Source organism: Streptomyces sp. NPDC001410 (assembly GCF_042895235.1).
Classification (GTDB): Bacteria; Actinomycetota; Actinomycetes; order Streptomycetales; family Streptomycetaceae; genus Streptomyces.
Genome location: NZ_JBIAWE010000023.1, coordinates 128,545 through 150,309 on the forward strand (window position 1 = coordinate 128,545; position 21,765 = coordinate 150,309).

General features: G+C 71.0%; 18 protein-coding genes and 4 pseudogenes. 14 read left to right on the forward strand and 8 right to left on the reverse strand.

From position 1 onward, the window contains the following. Window positions 1-20 precede the first annotated feature (20 nt). From ACFY3C_RS38695 to ACFY3C_RS38710, 4 genes and pseudogenes are all read left to right on the forward strand, one after another. A complete protein-coding gene (locus ACFY3C_RS38695) occupies window positions 21-581 on the forward strand; it encodes a hypothetical protein (protein ID WP_390774173.1) in 561 nt (186 codons plus the stop codon). 226 nt (window positions 582-807) lie between these two features. Continuing rightward, the gene (locus tag ACFY3C_RS38700) at window positions 808-1,965 is read left to right on the forward strand and encodes a hypothetical protein (RefSeq protein ID WP_390774174.1); all 1,158 of its coding nucleotides are present in this window, start codon (window positions 808-810) and stop codon (window positions 1,963-1,965) included. Then, window positions 1,938-2,149 (forward strand): annotated as a pseudogene (locus ACFY3C_RS38705) (hypothetical protein); the annotation flags it as partial. The gene ACFY3C_RS38700 and the pseudogene ACFY3C_RS38705, both read left to right, overlap by 28 nt. Before the next feature lie 275 nt (window positions 2,150-2,424). Further along, window positions 2,425-2,661, forward strand: a complete 237-nt coding sequence (locus ACFY3C_RS38710; RefSeq protein WP_390774175.1) for a protein-L-isoaspartate O-methyltransferase — start codon at window positions 2,425-2,427, stop codon at window positions 2,659-2,661. A 5-nt stretch (window positions 2,662-2,666) separates the two neighbouring features. On the opposite strand, the gene ACFY3C_RS38715 is transcribed toward ACFY3C_RS38710, so the two are convergent. Then, a complete protein-coding gene (locus ACFY3C_RS38715) occupies window positions 2,667-3,119 on the reverse strand; it encodes a YbhB/YbcL family Raf kinase inhibitor-like protein (protein WP_386575030.1) in 453 nt (150 codons plus the stop codon). Between the two features lie 110 nt (window positions 3,120-3,229). Here ACFY3C_RS38715 and ACFY3C_RS38720 point away from each other — a divergent pair, with 110 nt between their 5' ends. Further along, window positions 3,230-3,790: a nucleoside-triphosphatase gene (locus tag ACFY3C_RS38720; RefSeq protein WP_390774176.1), complete on the forward strand. Its 561-nt coding sequence runs from the start codon at window positions 3,230-3,232 to the stop codon at window positions 3,788-3,790. A gap of 323 nt (window positions 3,791-4,113) precedes the next feature. Here ACFY3C_RS38720 and ACFY3C_RS38725 read toward each other — a convergent pair whose 3' ends face one another. Beyond that, the gene (locus ACFY3C_RS38725; RefSeq protein ID WP_390774177.1) at window positions 4,114-4,536 is read right to left on the reverse strand and encodes a secondary thiamine-phosphate synthase enzyme YjbQ; all 423 of its coding nucleotides are present in this window, start codon (window positions 4,534-4,536) and stop codon (window positions 4,114-4,116) included. 338 nt (window positions 4,537-4,874) lie between these two features. Here ACFY3C_RS38725 and ACFY3C_RS38730 point away from each other — a divergent pair. Together ACFY3C_RS38730 and ACFY3C_RS38735 are read left to right on the forward strand one after the other, a co-directional pair. After that, window positions 4,875-5,021 (forward strand): annotated as a pseudogene (locus tag ACFY3C_RS38730) (ABC transporter permease); the annotation flags it as partial. 2 nt (window positions 5,022-5,023) lie between these two features. Continuing rightward, a pseudogene (locus ACFY3C_RS38735) lies at window positions 5,024-5,490 on the forward strand (ATP-binding cassette domain-containing protein); the annotation flags it as partial. 124 nt (window positions 5,491-5,614) lie between these two features. On the opposite strand, the pseudogene ACFY3C_RS38740 reads toward ACFY3C_RS38735, so the two are convergent. Further along, window positions 5,615-6,313, reverse strand: a pseudogene (locus ACFY3C_RS38740) (protein kinase); the annotation flags it as partial. Between ACFY3C_RS38740 and ACFY3C_RS38745 the strand changes: the two are divergent. After that, window positions 6,242-7,345 carry an NAD(P)-binding domain-containing protein gene (locus ACFY3C_RS38745; RefSeq protein ID WP_390774178.1) on the forward strand — a complete coding sequence of 368 codons (1,104 nt, stop codon included), beginning with the start codon at window positions 6,242-6,244 and terminating at the stop codon, window positions 7,343-7,345. The pseudogene ACFY3C_RS38740 and the gene ACFY3C_RS38745 sit on opposite strands and share 72 nt — an antisense overlap. Window positions 7,346-7,357: 12 nt before the next feature. Here ACFY3C_RS38745 and mltG read toward each other — a convergent pair whose 3' ends face one another. Further along, window positions 7,358-8,260: an endolytic transglycosylase MltG gene (mltG, locus tag ACFY3C_RS38750; RefSeq protein ID WP_386581372.1), complete on the reverse strand. Its 903-nt coding sequence runs from the start codon at window positions 8,258-8,260 to the stop codon at window positions 7,358-7,360. Between the two features lie 68 nt (window positions 8,261-8,328). Then, entirely contained in the window at window positions 8,329-10,131 is a 1,803-nt protein-coding gene (locus ACFY3C_RS38755; RefSeq protein WP_390774179.1) for an ABC transporter ATP-binding protein, read from the reverse strand. A gap of 115 nt (window positions 10,132-10,246) precedes the next feature. On the opposite strand from ACFY3C_RS38755, the gene ACFY3C_RS38760 reads away from it, so the two are divergent. Continuing rightward, on the forward strand, window positions 10,247-10,696 hold the full coding sequence (locus tag ACFY3C_RS38760) for a MarR family winged helix-turn-helix transcriptional regulator (RefSeq protein WP_386581369.1): 450 nt from the start codon (window positions 10,247-10,249) through the stop codon (window positions 10,694-10,696). 176 nt (window positions 10,697-10,872) lie between these two features. Here the strand turns inward: ACFY3C_RS38760 and ACFY3C_RS38765 are convergent, their stop codons facing one another. Together ACFY3C_RS38765 and ACFY3C_RS38770 are read right to left on the reverse strand one after the other, a co-directional pair. Beyond that, window positions 10,873-12,498, reverse strand: a complete 1,626-nt coding sequence (locus tag ACFY3C_RS38765; RefSeq protein ID WP_390774180.1) for a peptide-N4-asparagine amidase — start codon at window positions 12,496-12,498, stop codon at window positions 10,873-10,875. A gap of 58 nt (window positions 12,499-12,556) precedes the next feature. After that, complete coding sequence (locus ACFY3C_RS38770) at window positions 12,557-13,291, reverse strand: L,D-transpeptidase family protein (RefSeq protein ID WP_390774181.1); 735 nt, start codon at window positions 13,289-13,291, stop codon at window positions 12,557-12,559. A gap of 232 nt (window positions 13,292-13,523) precedes the next feature. Here ACFY3C_RS38770 and ACFY3C_RS38775 point away from each other — a divergent pair, with 232 nt between their 5' ends. From ACFY3C_RS38775 to ACFY3C_RS38790, 4 genes are all read left to right on the forward strand, one after another. Further along, window positions 13,524-15,350, forward strand: a complete 1,827-nt coding sequence (locus ACFY3C_RS38775) for an ABC transporter transmembrane domain-containing protein (protein WP_390774182.1) — start codon at window positions 13,524-13,526, stop codon at window positions 15,348-15,350. Further along, window positions 15,347-17,164 (forward strand): ABC transporter ATP-binding protein, encoded by a 1,818-nt coding sequence (locus ACFY3C_RS38780; protein ID WP_386581364.1) that lies wholly within the window; start codon window positions 15,347-15,349, stop codon window positions 17,162-17,164. Before ACFY3C_RS38775 ends, ACFY3C_RS38780 begins: the two co-directional genes overlap by 4 nt. 345 nt (window positions 17,165-17,509) lie before the next feature. Further along, a complete protein-coding gene (locus tag ACFY3C_RS38785) occupies window positions 17,510-17,977 on the forward strand; it encodes a DUF5709 domain-containing protein (RefSeq protein ID WP_386581363.1) in 468 nt (155 codons plus the stop codon). 42 nt (window positions 17,978-18,019) lie between these two features. After that, window positions 18,020-18,283, forward strand: coding sequence for a type B 50S ribosomal protein L31 (locus tag ACFY3C_RS38790; protein WP_390774183.1), 264 nt, complete (start codon window positions 18,020-18,022; stop codon window positions 18,281-18,283). Window positions 18,284-18,297: 14 nt separating this feature from the next. Here ACFY3C_RS38790 and ACFY3C_RS38795 read toward each other — a convergent pair whose 3' ends face one another. Continuing rightward, a complete protein-coding gene (locus ACFY3C_RS38795; RefSeq protein ID WP_390774184.1) occupies window positions 18,298-19,092 on the reverse strand; it encodes a metal-dependent hydrolase in 795 nt (264 codons plus the stop codon). Between the two features lie 145 nt (window positions 19,093-19,237). Between ACFY3C_RS38795 and ACFY3C_RS38800 the strand changes: the two genes are divergently transcribed. Then, on the forward strand, window positions 19,238-21,751 hold the full coding sequence (locus ACFY3C_RS38800) for a DEAD/DEAH box helicase (protein WP_390774185.1): 2,514 nt from the start codon (window positions 19,238-19,240) through the stop codon (window positions 21,749-21,751). Window positions 21,752-21,765 lie beyond the last annotated feature (14 nt).

Genomic DNA, 21,765 nt, shown 5'->3' on the forward strand with positions numbered 1-21,765 from the left:
GGGTTCTCTACAGTGCCCGCATGAGGGAGCACACTGACGACGCGCACGATCCGCAGCGGCACCCGGAGTTGCTGGTGTGGCTGGCCGAACGACAGGCCGCCTTCGAACACTGGGCCCGGACCAACGACAGTGCGGAACGGTGGGACTTCGGCCCCGCCTCGCTGGAGCCGCTGGAAGAGCTGGTCCGTGAGCGGTTCGGCACCCTGGAGGACGTGTTCGGCGCCCGGCGCGACGAGTTCGTCCAGGGCGCCGTCTGGTACCTCGGCGAGACCGTTCGCCGGGCTCGCGGGCTGGTGTGGAAGTACGAGCCCATGATCCTGGACGAGACAGCGCCGGCGCCCCGCCTGTTCGCGCCGGTGCACCAGAACGGCACCGTCGACACGCCGTGCGTCAGTCCTGCCGGCGCCGATGAGTCGGCAGGGCAGTACCCGCTGAACATGCTGTGCCGTCTGCTGATGAAACACGACGAGATCGGCACTCCAATCGAGTACCACCTGGTGGAGGCGCTGGAAGAGCCTGACGATGACTTCGAGGACATCGAAGGCGATGAGGACCACGATGACGATGAGGACTTCGTCTAGGTGGCATGCAGTCGTGGCCGCGCCGGGGCTACGGGGTTATGCCAGGAAGGACCTGCCGTCCCGGCCCGCGGCTTGGCGGTGCTGAGCGGCCTGGTCGCCGCCACCATGCTCACGACGGGCCGGCGCCTGACCGCCCCGCGTTCCGCACCGCTTTGCGCTCGTCGAACTCCATCGCCCCCAGGGCGCGCATCATCTTAGGAGGGGAGACCATCGACGAGGAGTGGCGATGAGGTTGTCGTTCCTTGAACCCCTCTACGCGGAGCCGGGTCCGTTCGCCTCCGTGTACCTGGACACCTCCCGAAACGTCGAGCATCCCGACCGGGCGATCGCGCTGCGCTGGCAACGGCTGCGCGAAAGCCTGTCCCGTCAGGGCTCGGACCGGGCGCTGCTGAACGTACTGGAGGAGGTGGTCGGCTCCGACACAGAGGTGCCGGGGGCGCACGGTCAGGCCATCTTCGCCGCCCACGGCACGCTCGTCCTGGACGGGGAGCTGCCCAGGCCGCCCGAGCACGACTCCGCGCGCTACAGCACCCTGCCGGACGCGATGCCCCTGGTCACCCAGCACCTTCCGGAGATCCCCTACATGGCCGTAGTCGTCCGCTACGGCGGCCTTCCGACCGCCGAGACCCACGGCTGGGTAACTCTGGAGGCGGAGACCGGCACCTGGCCCGCATCCACCGTCACCCCGGGTGAGCGGCTGCACCACAGGGTCGCCGTGGCGGCCTGGCACCGCACCTCCCTCCGGCTCGGTCACCGGCTGGACGAACGGGCGCGGCGCGCCCATGCCGACGCCGTCGTCGTGGGCGGGGACGAGTGGGCGTGCAACGTACTGATCCGCCGCCTGCCGCACACCCTGCGGGACAAAGTCGTACGCGTGGGCGGCCGGACCCCCACCGACACAGGTCGCGCCCTGTTGGAGCCGCAGCTCGACGGCGTCTTCCGCGGCCGCATGGCCGCGCACGACCGGGAACTCGTGGACATTTTCATCGGCCGGCGTGCCCTGGACGGACCCATGGCGGAGGGGCTTGCCGCCACCGTCGCCGCCCTCCAGCGCGGCCAGGTCGCGGCACTGCTGCTGAACCGACCGCCTGGGTCTTCGCTGCGGCTCTGGGTGGGCTCCCAGCCCACCCAGCTCGCCCTGACCGAGGCGGAGCTGATGTCCTTCGGCGTGCGGGCCCCGCGCGAGGAACGCGCCGACGAGGCCCTCGTCCGGGCCCTCGTCAGCACCGGTGCCGAGCTGGTCGTCGTACCGGAGAGCGAGCTGAGGCTGTACGAGGGCGTGGGCGCTCTGCTGCGGTACACCGACCCGGGGACCCCGTCCGGAGCAACAGCGGCGCGGAGGAGACAGACGTTTCGATCACCCCGCCCAAGACCTGGGCGGTAGGCGTGCCGGCGGTGGCCAACCCACTGCGGTACTCCCTGGAGCAGACGACGGTCCGCCGTCCGGCGCCGGCGCTGCTCAACCTCAACCGGACCTAGGGCTTCGACTGCCCGGGTTGCGCCTGGCCGGAACCGGACTCGCTCACCGGCACCGCAACGAGTACTGCGAGAACGGCACCGAGCACGTGAGAACGAGGCGACGCCGAGCGGCGAGCACGATGACGCCGTGCGGCCTGTGGAACGCACCACGAGCGGGGCCACCGGCGCCACCGCCACGGCCCCGCGCTCCGATGGCCCATGAAGGCACCCCGAGGACCTGGTCCGCGCGGCCCCCGCCGTGGGCGTGACCGACGCCCGTCTCCTGGAGGCCGTACGGAGCATCCCCCGGACGAGGCCCGCCTGCGGCTGGCCGGGCACGGCGTCGGCAATGCCGAGGTCGTACTCGACGACGGGGACCCTCGGGATGCCGACCCGTGCCCCGTACGACGCCGTCATCGTCTGTGCGGCCTTCCCGCGAGTGCCTGAGCCGCTCGTGGATCAGCTCCGCACCGGTGGCCGGCTCGTCCAGCCGATCGGGCAGGGCGGGCAGGAGCGCGTCGAGCTGTACGGGCGGCGGGCCCACAACCTGGTGCACCGCAGGACGGTCACCGCGGCCCGGTTCGTCCGGCTGTACGGCGCCCATGGCTACGGCCGGCGGTGATGCGCTCAGCGCTGATAGGTCCCGACCAGGGTGCCGGAGGCCAGCTCCCTGCCCTTCAGGGCACGGTGCACGTCCTCGACGCCCGGGTGGCCGTGCAGCGGCAGCGGCTCGGACAGGGCGTACAGGCGGAAGAAGTAGCGGTGCGGCCCGTGCCCCGGTGGAGGCATCGGCCCTCCCCAGCCCGCGCGGCCGAAGCCGTTGGGCCACGGCAGGCCACCCTGGGGCTTCTGGCCCTCCGCCGCCCCGGTGGTCCCCGGATCGATGCCGGTCACCAGCCAGTGCAGGAAGGTCGCCCCTGGCGCGTCCGGGTCCTCGCACACGAGCACCAGCTCCGTGGCCTCGTGGGGCACCCCCGACCAGGTCAGGGGCGGTGAGATGTTCTCACCCTCCCCGCTGTACCGACGAGGGATCACCGTTTTGTCGTCGAACGCGGTGCTGCTGAGTTCAATTCCGCTCATGCGCGCCGCCATACCCGCAACGGCGGCACCGGCACCGGTCCGCACCCCAAAACCCCCACTCGGCCGAGCCCACCCGGGCCACCTCAGGAAGCGGGGGTGAAGATGGCAGTGTGCCGGTAAGGATCCTGCTCGAGGGCCGCCCTGGCGCGGGCAAGACGACCGCCCTGCGTCGGCTCGCCGCGCTGCTGCCCGCCCACGCGGCCACCGGCTTCACCACGGAGGAGATCCGGCAATCCGGCGCCCGCGTCGGATTCGCCCTGGAGACCCTGGCAGGCCGACGGGAAGTGCTCGCCCATGTCGACCTGCCCGGTCCGCCACGGGTAGGGAAATACGGCGTCGACCCGGGCGTCATGGAACGACTGGCGCTGCCGTCGCTTCGCCCGGCAGCAACCGAGGAGGCAACAGGGCGGCTGGTGCTCATCGACGAGCTGGGGCGGATGGAACTGGCGTGCGCGGCGTTCCGGCACGCGGTCGACGCGCTGTTCGTCGCCGAGGTCGACATCGTCGCCACGGTCCACACGCGCCCCGATCCGTTCACCGACGCCCTCAAGCGGCGCGCCGACATCGAGGTCGTCCGGCTCACCCCGGCAAACCGGGACGTCCTGCCGGGGGAGCTCGCGGCCCGGCTGCAGCAGCCCCGGACACAGGGAAGGCCTCCCTCTCACGGATGAGAGACCGGCCTCATCGGCTCGGCGACCTCCTGGACGCGGCGGCCGAGGGGACCGCGTGGCCGGCGCCGCCGCCGGGACGATGACAGCAGCCATGTCGATCAGTCCCAGCCTCGTGGACATGAACCTAGAGCGCCTCGCTGGCCAGGGGAAGCTCCGACACTGCTGGCAAGATCGCCGCCCGCCCTCATTCGGGACGAAGAGGTCGTGGTCCAATCGCCGCTGCCCCGACCGCGCTCACACTCATGACACTCAGCGAGATGATCACGTATGGGCCAACTCATTCGGTGCGGCCTGAATTCGACGCTACAGTCCCGCCACAGACGTCAGCCGAGGAAGCTCAGCCGCACCTTGCGGTCGGGATTGTCCTTGTTGGTGTCCACGAGGCACACCGACTGCCAGGTGCCCAGCTCCAGTTGGCCGCCGATGACCGGAAGGGTCGCGTGCGGCGGGACGATCGCGGGCAGGACGTGGTCGCGGCCGTGGCCCGGGCTGCCGTGCCGGTGCTGCCAGCGGTCGTCGGCGGGGAGCAGGGTGTGCAGGGCGGTCAGGAGGTCGTTGTCGCTGCCGGCGCCCGTCTCGATGACGGCGATGCCGGCAGTTGCATGGGGCACAAAAATATTGAGCAGGCCGTCGCGGCCGGCCGCCGCCTCGCGCAGGAACTCCTCACAGTCGGAGGTCAGGTCCACGACCCGCTCCCTGGAACCGGTGGCGACGTGCAGCATCCGAGTGGTGAAGGCATCTGACATGCCCCCATCCTGGCCCATACGCCGGGGCCCCATGGCATGGCGCGACCGTTTCCTGGTACGTGAGGTCACGGGGCGAGAAACCGTTGACCATGGAGCGCGCCTGGCTACGTTCGGCCGCATGTTGCGTTCAGCCCTGCTCACCACGCGCGGTCACACCGTCCTGCTGCGGGTGGCCTCCGCCACGCGTCGCCGCGGCCGCTGACGCCCTTCTCCTCCTTCCCCGCTCCAGCGCGGTCTGCCGCCGTACCTGCACGTCACCCCTGATCCGCCGTTGACTCGGGCGTGACCAGCGGCACCAAGCCGCATCCCCCGCCCTCTGCCTCCCTCCCCCGCCGGCTGCCCCGAAGATCGCCATCATCACGCTGGGCGTGACCTTCCCGCTCTACCTCAACGTGTACGCCGACATCCGCGGTGTCGACACCCAACTCATCGAGGGGGTTGAGCCGTTGGGGTTGTCCCGCTGGGGTCTCGTACGCCATGTGGTGCAATGGCGACCGACGTTCACCGGCCGGTGAGCCCCGCGACGACGACCCGTCCCGCCAAGGCAGTGCACGTCGAGGGGCTGACCCGCTCCTTCGACCGCCGTGCTGTCATCGACGTTCTCCAACTCGACATCGATCCCGGCGAGTTCGTCGCCCTGCTCGGTCGCAGTGGCTGCGGAAGGTCCAGGCGCTGCGCCTTCTGGCCGGCCTCGACCGGGACATTGAGGGCACCGCCCTCGTCTCCCGCCGCAGGGCCGTCGCCTTCCAGGCTTCCCGGCTGATGCCCTGGAAGAAGGTGTGGTGCAGCGTGCTGCTCAGCCTGTCCGGCAAGCCCGAACGCGTAGACGTCGAACGGGCGTTGGACGAAATCGGCCTCGGCCGTCGCAGCGAGGCCCGGCCGAGGACCCTCTCAGGCGGCGAAGCACAGCGCGCCTCCCTCGCCCGTGCCCTGGTGCGCGAGCCCGATCTGCTGCAAGCCGCCCGGGAGACCGCGGGATCTCGACCGGGGTCGGCCGCTGGAGCGCGGTGAGGTCGGGTTCGGTGTGTACGACGTTGTACAGCGTCTGCGGCGTGGACGTACCGGCGAACGGGCTCCGTCCGGTGCACGCCTGGAACAGCACCGCTCCGACCGAGAACACGTCGCTGGCCGGGGTGAGTTCACGCCCTTCGGCCTGTTCCGGAGACATGAAGGCGGGAGAGCCGACCAGCCGGCCCGCGTGGGTGATCTCGGTGCCGCCCTCGCTGTCGGTGGCCCGTGCGATCCCGAAGTCGATGACCTGGGGCCCGTCGGCGGCGAGGAGCACATCGGACGGCTTGAGATCGCGGTGGATCAGCCCGACCCGGTGGATCTCGGGCAGGGCAGCAGCGAGACCTGCGGCCAGGCGCACAGCTGTCTTCGACGGCAGCGGACCGACGACACGTACGACTTGACTCAGAGGCGGGCCGGGTACTGACACCGACGCCAGCCACGGCAACGGCGCGTCCGCCGTCCGCGTCGACCACCGCAGCCGTGTACGCGCCCGACCCCCTGCGGGACGCCTCCACCTCACGGCGGGAACATGTCCGGAATCCGTCGTCCTCCACGAACTGCGAGCGCACCACCTTGACCGCGGCCAAGCGCCCGTCCGGCATGACTCCGAGAGGATCGTTGCCGAGAGTTCGCACCCGTTTCTCCGAAATGAGCGCTCGGGAAGATCCCCGACCGCCGCACTGTTAGTGGAACCGTGAACGAATTGCGCGAGGTCGAGGTAGTGGTCATAGGCGCTGGACAGGCCGGTCTGTCCAGCGCCTATCACCTGCGGCGCACCCGCTTCGAGCCGGACCGCGACTTCGTGGTCGTGGACCACTCCCCCGGCCCTGGCGGCGCCTGGCAGTTCCGCTGGCCGTCGCTGACGTACGGCAAGGCGCACGGGATGCACTCCCTGCCGGGCATGGAGCTGACGGACGCCGATCCGGCCCGCCCCTCGGCGGAGGTGATCCGCGAGTACTTCGACCGGTACGAGCGCACCTTCGACCTGCGGGTACGGCGCCCCGTCGACGTCCGTGCCGTGCGCGAGGGGGACGCCGGGCGACTGCTCGTGGAGACCTCGGACGGCAACTGGTCCACGCGGGCGCTGATCAACGCGACCGGTACATGGGACCGGCCGTTCTGGCCGCGCTACCCCGGTCAGGAGACCTTCCGCGGACGGCAGTTGCACACCGCGCGGTACGCCGGGCCGGAGGAGTTCACCGGGAAGCGGGTCGTGGTCGTCGGCGGTGGGGCGTCCGGCACCCAGCACCTGCTGGAGCTGGCCCCGTACGCGGCCGCCACCACCTGGGTCACCCGGCGGCCCCCGGTCTTCCGCGAGGGCCCGTTCGACCAGGAGGCGGGCCGCTCGGCGGTGGCCCTGGTGGAGGAGCGGGTACGGCAGGGCCTGCCGCCGAGGAGTGTGGTCTCCGTCACCGGACTTCCGCTCAACGACGCCATCCGGCAGGGACTGGCCGACGGGGTCCTGGACCGCCGGCCGATGTTCGACCGGATCACCCCGGAGGGGGTGGAGTGGAACGACGGTCGGCACGTGGACGCCGACGTCATCCTGTGGGCCACCGGCTTCCGAGCCGCACTCGATCACCTCACGCCGCTGCGGCTGCGCGAACCCGGTGGCGGGATCCGGATCGAGGGGACCCGTGCGGTCGCCGATCCGCGCATCCACCTCGTCGGCTATGGCCCCTCGGCCAGCACCATCGGCGCCAACCGGGCCGGACGCGCGGCCGTACGGGACATCACGCGACTACTGGCCGAAAAGCCGGACGAGCAGGTCGAACCGGTCGAGCCGGCCGCCGCGTGATGTCCTGCCGGCTCAGCGGGGCGGCTGCGTGGCCGGCAGCCGCTGCGGGCTTGCGCTGGGCTGCTGGGACTGCTGGGGCTGCCCCGATGCCTGGTGCGCGGCGTTGAACTCGGCCACGTTGCGCAGGTGCTCGGAGTAGTCGGCGGTGAAGCGGGTGTCGCCCGACCTGATCGTGACGAAGTACAGCCAGTCACCGGGCGGTGGGTTGATCGCGGCACGCATCGCGTCCTCGCCGGGGTTGTCGATCGGGGTGGGCGGCAGACCCATGCGCTGGTAGGAGTTGTACACACTCTCCATGCGGGTGTCGTCCAGGCTGGTGTGCACGGTGTTGCGGTTCAGTGCGTAGTTGATGGTGGAGTCCATCTGCAGCGGCATGCCCCGCTGCAGCCGGTTGAAGATGACCCGGGCCACCCTGCCCATGTCGGCCTTGGTGGCGGCCTCGGCCTGGACGATGCTGGCGATGGTGACGGCCTGGTAGACGTTCACCGCGTTGAGCTGGGCTCCGGCAGCGACCGGCGCGCCGTTGAACTTCTTGTTGGCGGTGTCGACCATGAACCGCAGCAGCGACTCGGGGGTGGCACCCTTCTCGACGGGATAGGTCGCCGGGAAGAGGTAGCCCTCCGGGTTGCCCGCGGCCTCCTTCGGCAGCTTGAGGGCGGCCTTGCCGAGCGACTTCCGGGTGCTGCCCGGGGGCAGCGCGAGGGCCCTGTCGACGGCGTCGTAGATCTGGTTCGCGCGCCAGCCCTCCGGGATGACCAGCGTGGGGGGCTTCGCCTCCACATGACCGCTCTCCCGAGTCAGCAGCGGCACCGCCACGGCGGCGGTGCCGGCCAGGGCGGCGCCGGACATGACGAGGAGGAACCTGCCCCGGCGCGTCAGTCGCATCGTGCTCCGTCGCGGAGTGTTCATCTGCATGCAGGCACGTTAATACGCATATCGCTTCAAATCCGACATATCGTCAGCTTGTCGGCTACGGTTCCGTGTCAGCCCGTCGGCTCCAGCTGGGCGTCCCGGCGCACCAGGGCCGCGTAGCGCCCGTCCAGATCCAGCAGTTCCTCGTGTGTGCCCCGCTCGGCGACCTTGCCGGAGTCCAGGACGACGATCTGGTCGGCGCCGCGGACGGTGGACAGGCGGTGGGCGATGGTGAGGGTTGTCCGGTCGGCCGACAGGGCGTCGATGGCGTCCTGCACCGCGGCTTCGGTGCGGTTGTCCAGGGCGCTGGTGGCCTCGTCGAGGATGAGGACCGGCGGGTCGCGCAGGATGGTGCGGGCTATCGCCAGGCGCTGCTTCTCGCCGCCGGAGAAGCGGTGCCCGCGTTCACCGACGACCGTGTCGTAGCCGTCGGGCAGCGCGGCTATGTGGTCGTGGATCTGGGCGGCCCGGGCCGCCGCGTGCAGTTCCTCGTCGGTGGCGTCCGGCTTGGCGAAGCGGAGGTTGTCGGCGACCGAGGCGTGGAAGAGGTACGTCTCCTGCGAGACGACGCCGACCGCGCGGGCGAGGGTGTCGAAGTCGAGGTCGCGCACATCGACGCCGTCGATCGTGACGCGGCCGCCGGTGACGTCGTAGAGCCGGGGCACCAGATAGCCGAGCGTGGACTTGCCGGCGCCGGTCGGGCCGACCACCGCCAGGCTGCCGCCGGCCGGCACGGTGACGTCGATGCCGTCGAGGACCGGGCCGCCCTTGCCGTCGTAGCGGAACTCGACCTCCTCGAAGCGGACCTCGCCCTTGATCGCGTCGAGGTGGATCGGCTCCTCGCGTTCGGTGATGTCGATGGGCAGGTCCAGGTACTCGAAGATGCGCTGGAAGAGCGCGAGGGAGGTCTGGATCTGAACACCGGTCGCCAGCAGGCTCACGGCCGGGCGGAACAGGCCCTGCTGCAGGGAGACGAAGGCGACGATGGTGCCGAGCGAGACCTGCGGGCCGCCGAGCTGGAGGGCCAGGCCCGCGGTCCAGTAGATGACGGCGGGCATCGCGGCCATGACGATCGTGATCACGGCCATGCGCCAGCGCCCGGCCATGTTCGACTTCACCTCGAGGTCGACCAGGCGCTCGGACTCCTCGGCGAAGGACGCGGTGAGGGAGTCGGAGCGGCCCATCGTGCGGCCGAGGAGGATGCCGCTGACGGAGAGCGACTCGGTGACCGTGGCGGCCATCGCGGCCATCTGCTTCTGGCGCTGGGTGGTGATCTTCTTGCGTTCGTTGCCGACGCGGCGGCTGATCCACACGAACACCGGCAGCAGGAGCAGCGAGACGACCGTCAGGCGCCAGTCGAGTGCGACCATCGCGAGGATCGTGGCGACCACGCTGGTGGCGTTGGAGACGAGGGAGGTGGCCGTGGAGGTGACGGTGGCCTGCATGCCGCCGATGTCGTTGGCGATGCGGGACTGCACCTCGCCGGTGCGGGTGCGGGTGAAGAAGGCGAGCGACATGCGCTGCAGGCGGCCGTAGACGGCGGTGCGCAGGTCGTGCATGACGCGCTGGCCGACGGTGGTCGAGATCAGCGTCTGGAGTACGCCGAAGACGCTGGACAGGACGGCGCTGAGGATCATGCCGAGCGCGAGCAGGCTCAGCAGGCCGGTGCGGCCGTCGGGGATCGCGACGTCGAGGGTCTCCTTGAGGAGGAACGGCGTGGCCACCGAGACCAGCGACGATGCGCCGACGAGCAGGCCGACGATCGCGAGCCGCCCGCGGTAGGGACGGAAGAGCTTCAGGATGCGGCGCACCTGCCGGGGCTGTTCCTTGGCGTCGGCAGGCGGGGTCCAGAAGGGTTCACGGTCGGGGTGCATGGGCTCCTACGGAGGTGAGCGGGCGCCGGCCCAGGGTGCGGCCGACGATGGCGAACGGATCGTAGCTCATTGTTACCTATACTCACAATGAACGGCATCCTGATATTGTTCCCGCATGACCACCCCCGATCCCGAGGGCCTGCTCGCCGAGCAGTTGCTGCGGCTCACCCGCCGGGTGCACCGCATCCAGAAGCGCCACCTTGAGCGGCGCGACCTGGGCGTCACGCCGGCCCAGTCCCGGCTGCTGCGCACCCTCGCGCACTACGGCTCGCCCCCGCGCATGGCCGACCTGGCCGAGCGCCTGGAGGTGGTGCCGCGTGCGGTGACGACCCTCGTCGACGGGCTGGAGACGAGCGGCAAGGTGCGGCGGGTGCCGGACCCGACGAACCGGCGGGTGACCCGCATCGAGCTGACGGACGAGGGCCGGGCGACCCTGCGCGAGCTGCGCGGCGCGCGCCGGTCGGCCGCCGCGGAGATCCTCGCTCCGCTGACGGAGAAGGAGCGCGAGGTGCTGGGCGTGCTGCTGGACACCCTGATCGACGGAGAGGCGTCCAAGCCCTGCTGAACGGCCGTGGCCCCCGCTCCACGAGGTCGGAGCGGGGGCCACGTGCATGTGCGGACGCGGGTCAGCCGGCCTCGGGGGCGGGCTCCTTGAGCAGCAGCTCCTCGCGGGTGCAGCGCACGAACTTTCACCGGCTCAGCCCGCTGACCAGCCGCAGCACGCAGCCCGCACCGCCGCCCTCAGCAACGGCTGCGGTCCTCCGTCAGCACCCCTTGGACCGTGGTCAGCGAACGGTCGTAGCAGCCGTCCGAGCCGGTGAGGCGGTAGCGCTCGCTCGACGTGCCGACCGCATGGCGCTGGTCGCGCGGGACGTTGACCGTGTACGCCGCGTCGCCGCTGTAGGTGTCGTCGAGCCGCGACCACGCGGTGCGCCGGCCGCCCTGCCGCTCCACGACCGTCGCCCGGTCGCCGAGGTCCAGCACGGTGCGCAGCCGGTCGTTCGCGCCCACGGTCGTGGCGCCGTTCATGGTGTACGTCCGGTGCGTGTGCGTCGTTCGCGCGGGCCCCTGCCCGCGCACGTTCACCGTCTCGTCGTCCGTCCAGGTCGCGTCGAGCCCGTCCGTGTTCTCGCCGTCGGTCCAGCGGTGAGCGGAGGTGTTCGCGAGCGTGCGAGTAACGGTGGTGGTCACGCGGCCGTGCGAGGTGTTCAGGTATCCGGAGACGGTGAGCCGGTGTGCGGCCTCGGTGTCGACGTGGTTCTCCGAACCGGGTGTGTAGGTCGAGGAGTTGGCGATGTCGCTCGCCCGGTCCGTGGTGACGGCACCGGTGACGTGGGCGCGGTGGGCATCCTGCCAGACCAGGACGTTCACGGGGGTGCTCCAGCCGGACTGCCCCGCAGGCACACCGACGACGGAGACCTCGACTCGGTGCGGGCGGCCGTCGTTCAGGAGTCCGGCGACGGGTGTCAGGTCGTACTCGACGGGCCTGACGTCGAAGGCACGCGGACCCGGGATGACGTACCAGAGAAAGGGGTTGGACCAGCCACCGGTCCACACGTTCGGGAACGGCGCGGCGATGCCGGCGAGTTGCCCGTCGACCTTGATCTGCACCTCGCGGTACGGCCCGTGATCCGCCTTGCAGGAGTACGACGCCGGGTCGGCCACGGTCAGGTACCAGAACTCCTCGCAGCCGCCGCCGGATCCGGTGGCGTACACCTCGGCGACGATGCGCTCGCTGTTGCGCGGGGTGGTGAGGGTCGTGCCGTCGGGCGTGTCGGCCAGGGTGAGGACACGGTCGGGCGCGGGCGTCTCGGCGCGGCCCGCGTAGAAGGTGAGCGTCACCTTGACGTCGATGACGCCGGTGTAGGTGTCGTCCACGACGTTTCCGATGAGCATCTCGACGTCCTGCGGGCCGCGGAAGGTGTCGCTGTAACGGGTGACGTCCTTCTCCACATGCCACTCGATGCCGTCCGGTGACGGCTCGGGTGTCGAGGTGCGCAGGATCTCGACCCCGCCGACGTGCAGATAGCCGAGGCGGTCGTACTGACGTCCCTTCACCTTGCCGTCGAGGCGCAGGACGACCTTGCTCCAGCGGTCGCCGCAGCCCTGGGGCGGTGTGTAGGCGCCCCGGTAGGGGGTGAAGTCACGGAACTGGGCCTCGGCCAGGGTGACCTGGCAGGACTTGGTGTGCGGACGGTCGACGGGCGGGGCGGCGGTCACCGGGTCGTGCCAGTCGGTGCCGAACTCGGCCGGAGCGTCGGTGGCGGCCTGGGGTGCGGCTTGCGCGGCAGTGACCCCGGTGCCGAAGAACGTGCCCGCCAGGAGGGTCGCTCCGGCGAGCATGGACATGACTATCCGTCTTCTCATGGCCGGTGTTCTACGGGGAGTCGGGGCCGCCCCGCAATGAGGCGTCCCGCCATCCGTACTAGCTCATCAGGTCAGCCTTGTCCCCCATGACCACCACGGGATGCTGATCCGGGTCGAGCGTGCGCAGCAGGTACTGCATGGCCGACTTGGACATGCTGACGCAGCCCGACGTACCGCTGCCGTGGTCCATGTGCAGCCAGATGCTCCCGCCCTTCTCCTCGCCCTGGGGGCGCGTCGGATCGTTCGGCGGGGTGCCCTTGACCCGGTTGTAGTCGATGGCGATGACGTAGTCGAAGTCGTGCCAGTGCGACTTGGCCCACCAGCGCGGGGCGGTGAAGGAAGCGTCCTGCGTGTAGGGCAGTTCGGCACCCGGATCCTCGAGCACGCCACCGGCGTCGGTGAGGGTGAACACGCCGACGGGGCTGCGCCGGTCACCGGAGTGATGGTCGGTGGTCCAGCCCTTCTTGCCGTTGTGTGCCGACCAACTGCGGATCCGCTGCCACGCCTCGCCTCGCTTGGCGTAGAGCACGACCGTGGAGTCCGCCGAGTCCTTGCCCTCGCCGTAGACGGCCACCACCTGCCGGGAGTCGGCCGGAATCCGCCGCTGGAGGCCGGCGCCGACGCCCGGGATGCTGCGCGGGTCACGGCCGGCCGTGCCCGACTGCCGGGCCTGGCCGCCGGGTTCCGGGTCGGCGTGGCCGCGTCCCTCCGCCCCGCACGCGGACAGGGCCGCGAGGAGGGTTCCGAAAGCCGCCACCGCCATGGTCACTCGCCGCACACCGTCTATCCGCACGCGACCATGATGACATCACGTATCGGCCGGTCGAGCGACCCTCCGGGCATGCGCCGCACCGGACCACCGGGCTCCCGGACGTGGGCCGCTCGGGGCGACGGCACCTGGCCGGAACCCGGTGGATTTCGCGGGCCGCCGGGGAAAACCGGTTGAAATTCATCACTCTGCGACGCGACCCTTTCACGGTTTGTTCCCGCCTCCCGTCCTCCCTGACACGAGCCACTGGGACGTCATGCAGATTCAAGACCTTCCGTATTCCGACCCCGGCGTGCCGGACGCACGTTCGGGTCCTCGCCTCCTGTGGTGGCTCTGGCGCAACCAGATGGGCGGCCAGCTCAAGTCGCTCGCCTGGGGCCTGCTGCACTTCGTCGCCGTCTCCGCCCTGCCCTTCTGCGTCGGTCTCGCCGTCGAGGCCGTCATCGACCACTCAGGCACCCGGCTCGCCCTGACGGGTGTTCTGATGCTGCTGTGCGGCACGGCCGTCGCCGTCGGCGACACCTTCCTGCACCGGACCGCCGTCACCAACTGGATCACCGCCGCCGCCCGGGTCCAGCAGTTGCTGGCCCGCAAGGCGGCCCAGCTCGGCTCCGCGCTGACCCGGCGGGTCGCCGCCGGCGAGGTGGTGGCCGTCTCCACCGGCGACGTGGAGAAGATCGGCTGGTTCGTCGAGGCCGTCTCCCGCTTCACCGCCGCCGCACTGACCGTCGTCGCGGTCTGTGTGGGTCTGGTCGTCTACCAACCCGCCCTCGGTGTGGTCGTCGCCGTGGGCCTGCCGATCGTCGCGCTCGCCGTGCTGCCACTGCTTCCCAGGGCCACCCGTCGCGCCGACATCCAGCGCGAGAAGGCCGGCAGGGCCACCGAACTGGCCTCGGACACCGTCGCCGGGCTGCGCGTCCTGCGCGGGATCGGCGGCGAGGAACTGTTCCTCGACCGCTACCGCCGCGCCTCGCAGGAGGTACGGCACGCGGCCGTGCGCAGCGCCCGGATGTGGTCGCTGATCTCCGCCATCCAGGTGTTGCTGCCCGGACTGCTGCTGGTCGTGGTCGTCTGGCACGGCATCCACCTGGCCCGCCAGGACCGGATCACGGTCGGCGAACTCGTCACCGTCTACAGCGCGGTCATGGTCCTCAACTACCCGCTGCGGCACTTCGAGGAGATCGCCATGGCGTACTCCTTCTCACGGCCCTCGGCCAAACGGGCAGCGCGCGTGCTCTCGCTGGAGCGGTCCACGGACGCCGACGGCTCCCGCGCGGCCGCGGTGCCGGGCGGCGACCTGTACGACCCGGCCACCGGTCTGCTCGCGGCCTCCGGCCGGTTCACCGCGGTGGTGTGCGGCGACCCGGACGCGGCCGGCCGACTCGCGGAGCGGCTGGGCGGCCACCCCGCCGAGCCCGGCCCGGCAGTGCTGCTCGGCGGGGTGCCGCTCGACGACCTCCCGCTCGACAGCGCCCGCACCGCCGTCCTCGTCCAGGACAAGGACCCGGTGCTGCTGTCCGGCTCGCTGCGCGAACTGCTCGACGTGCCCTCCTCCGGTGCGGTACGCGCCGAGGACGCGCTGGCGGCGGCGCAGTGCGAGGACGTCCTGGACGCGCTGGTCCAGGGGTCGCTGGACGCCGCCGACCCGATGGACGCCCGCATCACCGAGCGCGGCCGCTCCCTGTCGGGCGGCCAGCGGCAGCGGCTCGCGCTGGCCCGGTCCCTGATCACCGACCCCGAGGTGCTGGTCCTTGACGAGCCGACCTCCGCGGTCGACTCGCACACCGAGGCCCGGATCGGGGACGGGCTGCGACGGCTGCGCTCGGGCCGGACGACGGTGGTGTTCACCTCCTCGCCGCTGCTGCTGGACCGCGCGGACCGGGTCACCCTCGTCCACCAGGACGAGGTGGTCGCGGTCGGCCTGCACCGCGAACTGATCGACACCGAACCGCGGTACCGAGCCGTGGTGACGCGCGAGACCGACGAGGAGTTGGCCGCGGCCGACGCGGATACGGCCCTGGTCGACGGGGGCACCCTCCTGGGTGCCTTCGACGAGCTGGAAGAGATCGAGGAGAGCGCATGATCGGCGTTGCGCCACCGGCGTACGACCCGGCGGCCCCGACGACCGCCACCACCCTGCCCGTCGGCGCGGCCTCGACCGTGCGCGCGTACGTGTCCGAGCTGTTCCGCCGGCACCGCCGGGCCTTCCTGCTCCTGATCGCCGTCAACACCGTGGCCGTCGTCGCCTCCATGGTGGGCCCGTACCTGCTCGGCGACCTCGTCGAGCGCGTGTCGGACGGAGCACGGGAACTTCATCTGGGCCTGACCGCAGCGCTGTTCGTGTGCGCCCTCCTCGTGCAGGCCCTGTTCGTCCGGCAGGTGCGGCTGCGCGGTGCGGTGCTCGGCGAACGGATGCTGGCCGACCTGCGCGAGGACTTCCTCGTCCGCTCGGTGGGGCTGCCGCCGGGCGTGCTGGAGCGGGCGGGCACGGGTGACCTGCTCTCCCGCATCACCACCGACATCGACCGCCTCGCCAACGCCATGCGGGAGGCCGTACCGCAGCTGGCGATCGGTGTCGTGTGGGCGCTGCTGCTGCTCGGCGGGCTCGTCGTGACGGCCCCGCCGCTGGCGGCCGCCGTACTGCTCGCGGTACCGGTGCTGTTCGCGGGGTGCCGCTGGTACTTCAAGCGGGCGCCCTCCGGCTACCGCTCCGAGTCCGCCGGCTACGCCGCCGTCGCCGCCGCGCTCGCCGAGACCGTGGACGCAGGCCACACCATCGAGGCGCACCGCCTGGGCGAGAGGCGCATCGCCCTGTCGGAGCGGCGGATCAAGGAGTGGACCGCCTGGGAGCGGTACACCCTCTGGCTGCGGTCCGTGCTCTTCCCGGTGATCAACGCCGTCCACGTCATCGTTCTCGGCTCGGTGCTCATGGTCGGCGGTGCGTTCGTGCTGCAGGGCTGGATCGGGGTGGGCCAGCTGACGACGGGCGCGCTCATCGCGCAGATGCTCGTCGACCCGGTGAACCTGATCCTGCGCTGGTACGACGAGGTGCAGGTGGCCCAGGTGTCGCTCGCCCGGCTGGTCGGTGTCAGGGACATCGAGCCGGACGCCGGGGACGCCTCGCTGGCCCCCGGTGGACGGGACGTGCAAGCCGACCGTGTGCACTTCGGCTACCGCGAGGGCGTCGACGTGCTGCGCAAGGTCTCCCTGCAGGTCGCCCCGGGCACCCGGCTGGCCCTGGTCGGACCCTCCGGTGCGGGCAAGTCCACGCTGGGCAGGCTGCTCGCCGGCATCTACGCGCCCCGGGACGGCCGCATCACCCTCGGTGGCGCGGAACTGTCCCGGATGCCGGCCGAACGCGTCCGCTCGCACGTCGCCCTGGTCAACCAGGAGCACCACGTCTTCGTCGGCTCTCTGCGCGACAACCTCCTGCTGGCCCTCCCCCACTCTCGACTTCGCTCGAGCGGGGGGACCCCCATCGCCAGCCACGACGCCGAGCTGTGGGCGGCGCTGGGCGCGGTCGACGCGGACGGCTGGGCGCGGGCGCTGGACGACGGGCTGGACACCGAGGTCGGCTCCGGCGGACTGGCGCTCACCCCGGCGCAGGCCCAGCAGATCGCGCTGGCCCGGCTGGTGCTGGCCGACCCGCACACCCTGGTCCTGGACGAGGCGACCTCGCTGCTCGACCCCCGCGCGGCCCGACACCTGGAACGCTCCCTGGCCGGCGTCCTCGACGGCCGCACGGTGGTCGCCATCGCCCACCGCCTGCACACCGCCCACGACGCCGATGTGATCGCCGTCGTGGAGAACGGCCGCATCAGCGAACTGGGCAGCCACGAGGAGCTGGTCGCGGCGGACGGGGCGTACGCGGCGCTGTGGCGGTCGTGGCACGGCTGAGCGCTCGCGGTCAGGAGCCGAGGATCGTGTCGCCGCATTCGTGGCGACACGGACGGTGACCGCACACACGGTGTCACGGACAGTGATCGTGTGGGCCGGACGGGGGTGGGTGGGTGACCCCGGGAAGAAGCGGAGAGAAGGGGCCTGGCGGGGGTGCGCGGCCGCAGACCTCCGCCCGTGCCGTTGCGCAGTGCCGATCAGGGGTGGAAGGCTGGATAGCGGCACCGGTTCGGGGAACGGCTGGGACCCCTTACGTTCCGGCCGCGTGAAACCCGTGCCGAGCGTGCCGGCGGCGCCCTGCCCCTCGCCGGGGCACGAGGCCGTCCTCACCACCTGGAGGTACCCGTGGACAGCGCCGACGGATGGGGGGACGACGTCTACCAGCCCGATGCCTCGGAGATCCGGGACGACTCGGGCGTGCTCGACGTCGAGGACACACTGGACTTCGACGGCGTCGACGACCCGCTGGACCGCGGCTGGTCCCCTCCGGAGCGGCCGTGGGCGGTGGAGCACAGCGGAGTGACGGCGAGCGAACGCTTGTCCGGGGAGACGCTGGACCAGCGGCTCGCCGAGGAACTGCCGGACACGGCCGCACCCGACAGCGACGGCATCGGCGACTGCGAGGCCGACGGTGAACTCCTCGACAACGAGGTCGGTGCGCGCCGCTCCGGCCGCCTGGTCGCCCCCGACGAAGGCGCCCACGAGGACGAGGAGAGCGCCCTCATCGCCACCGACGTCGGCATCGACGGAGCCGCCGCCTCCGCCGAGGAGGCAGCGATGCACATCGTCGACGAGGACTCCCTCTCCGGCTGACCAGGACGCCCTCTGGCCGACCGCCCCGCGCGAGGAGCCGCCATGCAGCAGGACAAGCACCCCGAGTACCACGCCGTGGTCTTCCGCGACCGCACCGCCGGCTACGCCTTCCTCACCCGGTCCACGGCGAGCAGCGAGCAGACCATCGAGTGGGACGACGGCGAGACCTACCCGGTGATCGACGTGGAGATCTCCTCCGAGAGCCACCCCTTCTACACGGGCAAGGCCCGCACGGTGGACACCGAGGGCCGTATCGCCCGGTTCGAGCGCCGGTACGGCGGGGCGGAGCCGGGCGAGGCGGGCTGACGCGGCCGCGAGCGTCAGATCACGTTGAGGGCAGCGGCGCAGCCCACTCCCCCGAGCAGCATGAACACCGGCATCAGCACCTTCAGCTCGACCCAGCTGCCGGCCCGGAACCGCATCGCCTTCGGCGGCCCCAGCGGGTACCAGCGCTTGCGGCCCACCGGAATAGGCCACAGGATCGGGCAGCCGGACACCGTCAGCGCGTCCCCGATGTCGTGCACCAGCGCACCCAGCACGATCGGCAGCCCCAGCCACAGGTACTCCTGCCCCGGCGCGGTGAACAGCCAGTCGGAGCCGTTGCCCGGCTGGTCCAGGATCCCCGCGAGGATCCAGGCGCTCGTCGCCGCGAGCAGCCAGACCAGGACATCGCTGCTGGAGCCCCGGGCCGCCCGCCACAGCAGACCTTCGATCGCCAGGACCATGTGCACGAAGAGGATGGCCAGCACCGCCCACCGGCCACCGGCGATCGCCACCGCGGAGCTGCCGGCGCCGATGAGGACCGCCCACAGCCAGGTGTGCGTGAGCGTGCGGTGGCCGCCCGAGCGCCGCGCGTCGCCCTTCTTCCTGGTCGACTTGTAGACGGCGTACGACAGCTTGTCCACGATCTCGCAGAGCCATCGCGAGACCGGCCCGAAAGCCCGCGAGATGGTGGCGGCCTTGTGGTCGAGGTCCGGGGCGAGCGCCGCACCGGCACAGATCAGCGCACCGACGAGCAGGACCGGCCAGGGCATCGGGTGCCCGGCCGCGGCGGCCGCCGCTCCTACGCCGAGCCAGGCCGCGGCCCCCGACAGTGAGTGTGCTGGTCCCATCATGGCCGCTTCCCGCCCCATTCCTCGTGTGCCGCTGTCCAGTTGACCCGGTGCACTGACGCGCCGTCGGCGACACAGCGTAGCGGCCATGATCTTCGCACTCGCAGCCGATTCCCCTCTCGGGGAGAAGGCCAGGCAAGATGGGTGCGTGACCCTCATCGATCAGCTGCCGCCGACCGCCGACCCCGACGCCCTGTACGAAGCCTTCGAGTCGTGGGCGCAGGAGCGCGGTCTCACGCTCTACCCCCACCAGGAGGAGGCGCTGATCGAGGCGGTCTCCGGGGCGAACGTGATCGTCTCGACGCCCACCGGCTCGGGCAAGAGCATGATCGCGGCGGGCGCGCACTTCGCCGCGCTGGCCCGGGACGAGGTCACCTTCTACACGGCTCCGATCAAGGCGCTGGTGTCGGAGAAGTTCTTCGAGCTGTGCAAGCTCTTCGGCACCGAGAACGTCGGCATGCTCACCGGCGACGCCTCCGTGAACGCCGACGCGCCCGTGATCTGCTGCACCGCCGAGGTGCTGGCGTCGATCGCGCTGCGCGACGGCAAGAACGCGGACGTCGGCCAGGTCGTGATGGACGAGTTCCACTTCTACGCGGAGGGCGACCGCGGCTGGGCCTGGCAGATCCCACTGCTGGAACTCCCACAGGCACAGTTCATCCTGATGTCGGCCACTTTGGGCGATGTGTCGTTCTTCGAGAAGGACCTCGCCCGCCGCACCGGCCGCCCCACCGCTGTGGTCCGCTCGGCCACCCGCCCGGTGCCCCTTTCCTACGAGTACCAGCTCACCCCGCTCACCGAGACGCTCACCGATCTGCTGGAGAGCAAGCAGGCCCCCGTGTACATCGTCCACTTCACCCAGGCGCAGGCCGTGGAGCGGGCGCAGGCGCTGATGAGCATCAACATGTGCTCGCGCGAGGAGAAGGACCAGATCGCCGAGCTGATCGGCAACTTCCGCTTCACCACCAAGTTCGGCCGCAACCTCTCCCGTTACGTCCGGCACGGCATCGGCGTCCACCACGCCGGCATGCTGCCCAAGTACCGGCGTCTGGTGGAGAAGCTCGCCCAGGCCGGTCTGCTCAAGGTCATCTGCGGCACGGACACGCTCGGCGTGGGTGTCAACGTGCCCATCCGGACGGTGCTGTTCACCGCGCTGACCAAGTACGACGGCAGCCGGGTGCGCACGCTGCGGGCCCGAGAGTTCCACCAGATCGCGGGCCGGGCCGGCCGGGCCGGTTTCGACACGGCGGGACTGGTCGTGGCGCAGGCACCCGAGCACGTCATCGAGAACGAGAAGGCCCTCGCCAAGGCCGGCGACGATCCGAAGAAGCGCCGCAAGGTGGTGCGCAAAAAGGCACCGGAGGGCTTCGTCGGCTGGACGGAGAACACCTTCGAGAAGCTGATCGCGTCCGAACCCGAGCCGCTCACCTCGCGGTTCCGGGTGACCCACACGATGCTGCTGTCGGTGATCGCCCGTCCCGGCAACGCCTTCGAGGCGATGCGCCACCTCCTGGAGGACAACCACGAGCCGCGCAGGCAGCAACTGCGGCACATCCGGCGGGCGATCGCGATCTACCGCTCGCTGCTGGACGGCGGGATCGTGGAGAAGCTCGACAAGCCGGACGCCGAGGGCCGCATCGTGCGGCTCACGGTCGACCTCCAGCAGGACTTCGCCCTCAACCAGCCGCTGTCCACGTTCGCGCTCGCCGCTTTCGAACTGCTCGACCCCGACTCGCCGTCCTACGCCCTCGACATGGTGTCCGTGGTCGAGTCCACGCTGGACGACCCGCGGCAGATCCTCGCCGCCCAGCAGAACAAGGCGCGCGGCGAGGCCGTGGCCGCGATGAAGGCCGATGGTGTCGAGTACGAGGAGCGCATGGAGCGCCTCCAGGACATCTCGTACCCGAAGCCCCTGGAAGAGCTGCTCTTCCACGCGTACAACACCTACCGCAAGAGCCACCCGTGGGTCGGCGACCACCCGCTGTCGCCCAAGTCCGTCATCCGGGACATGTACGAACGGGCGCTGTCCTTCACCGAGCTGGTGTCCTTCTACGAGCTGGCCCGCACCGAGGGCATCGTGCTGCGCTACCTCGCCAGCGCCTACAAGACCCTCGACCACACCATCCCGGACGACCTGAAGTCCGAGGATCTCCAGGACCTGATCGAGTGGCTCGGCGAGATGGTGCGCCAGGTGGACTCCAGCCTGCTCGACGAGTGGGAGCAGCTCGCCAACCCGGAGGAGATGACCGCCGAGGAGGCCCAGGAGAAGGCCGACGAGGTCAAGCCGGTCACGGCCAATGCCCGCGCCTTCCGGGTCCTGGTCCGCAACGCCATGTTCCGCCGCGTGGAGCTGGCCGCCCTCGACCAGGTCGAGGACCTGGGCGAGATGGACGCCGAGGCCGGCTGGGACGCGGAGGCGTGGGGCGAGGCGATGGACAAGTACTGGGACGAGTACGAGGACCTCGGCACCGGCCCCGACGCACGCGGCCCCAAGCTGCTGGTCATCAAGGAGGAGCCGGAGAACGGTCTCTGGCGCGTCCGCCAGATCCTCGACGACCCGAACGGCGACCACGACTGGGGCATCAGTGCGGAGATCGACCTGGCGGCCTCCGACGCCGAGGGCCGTGCCGTCGTGCGCGTCACCGATGTCGGCCAGCTCTGACCACAGGAGAACCC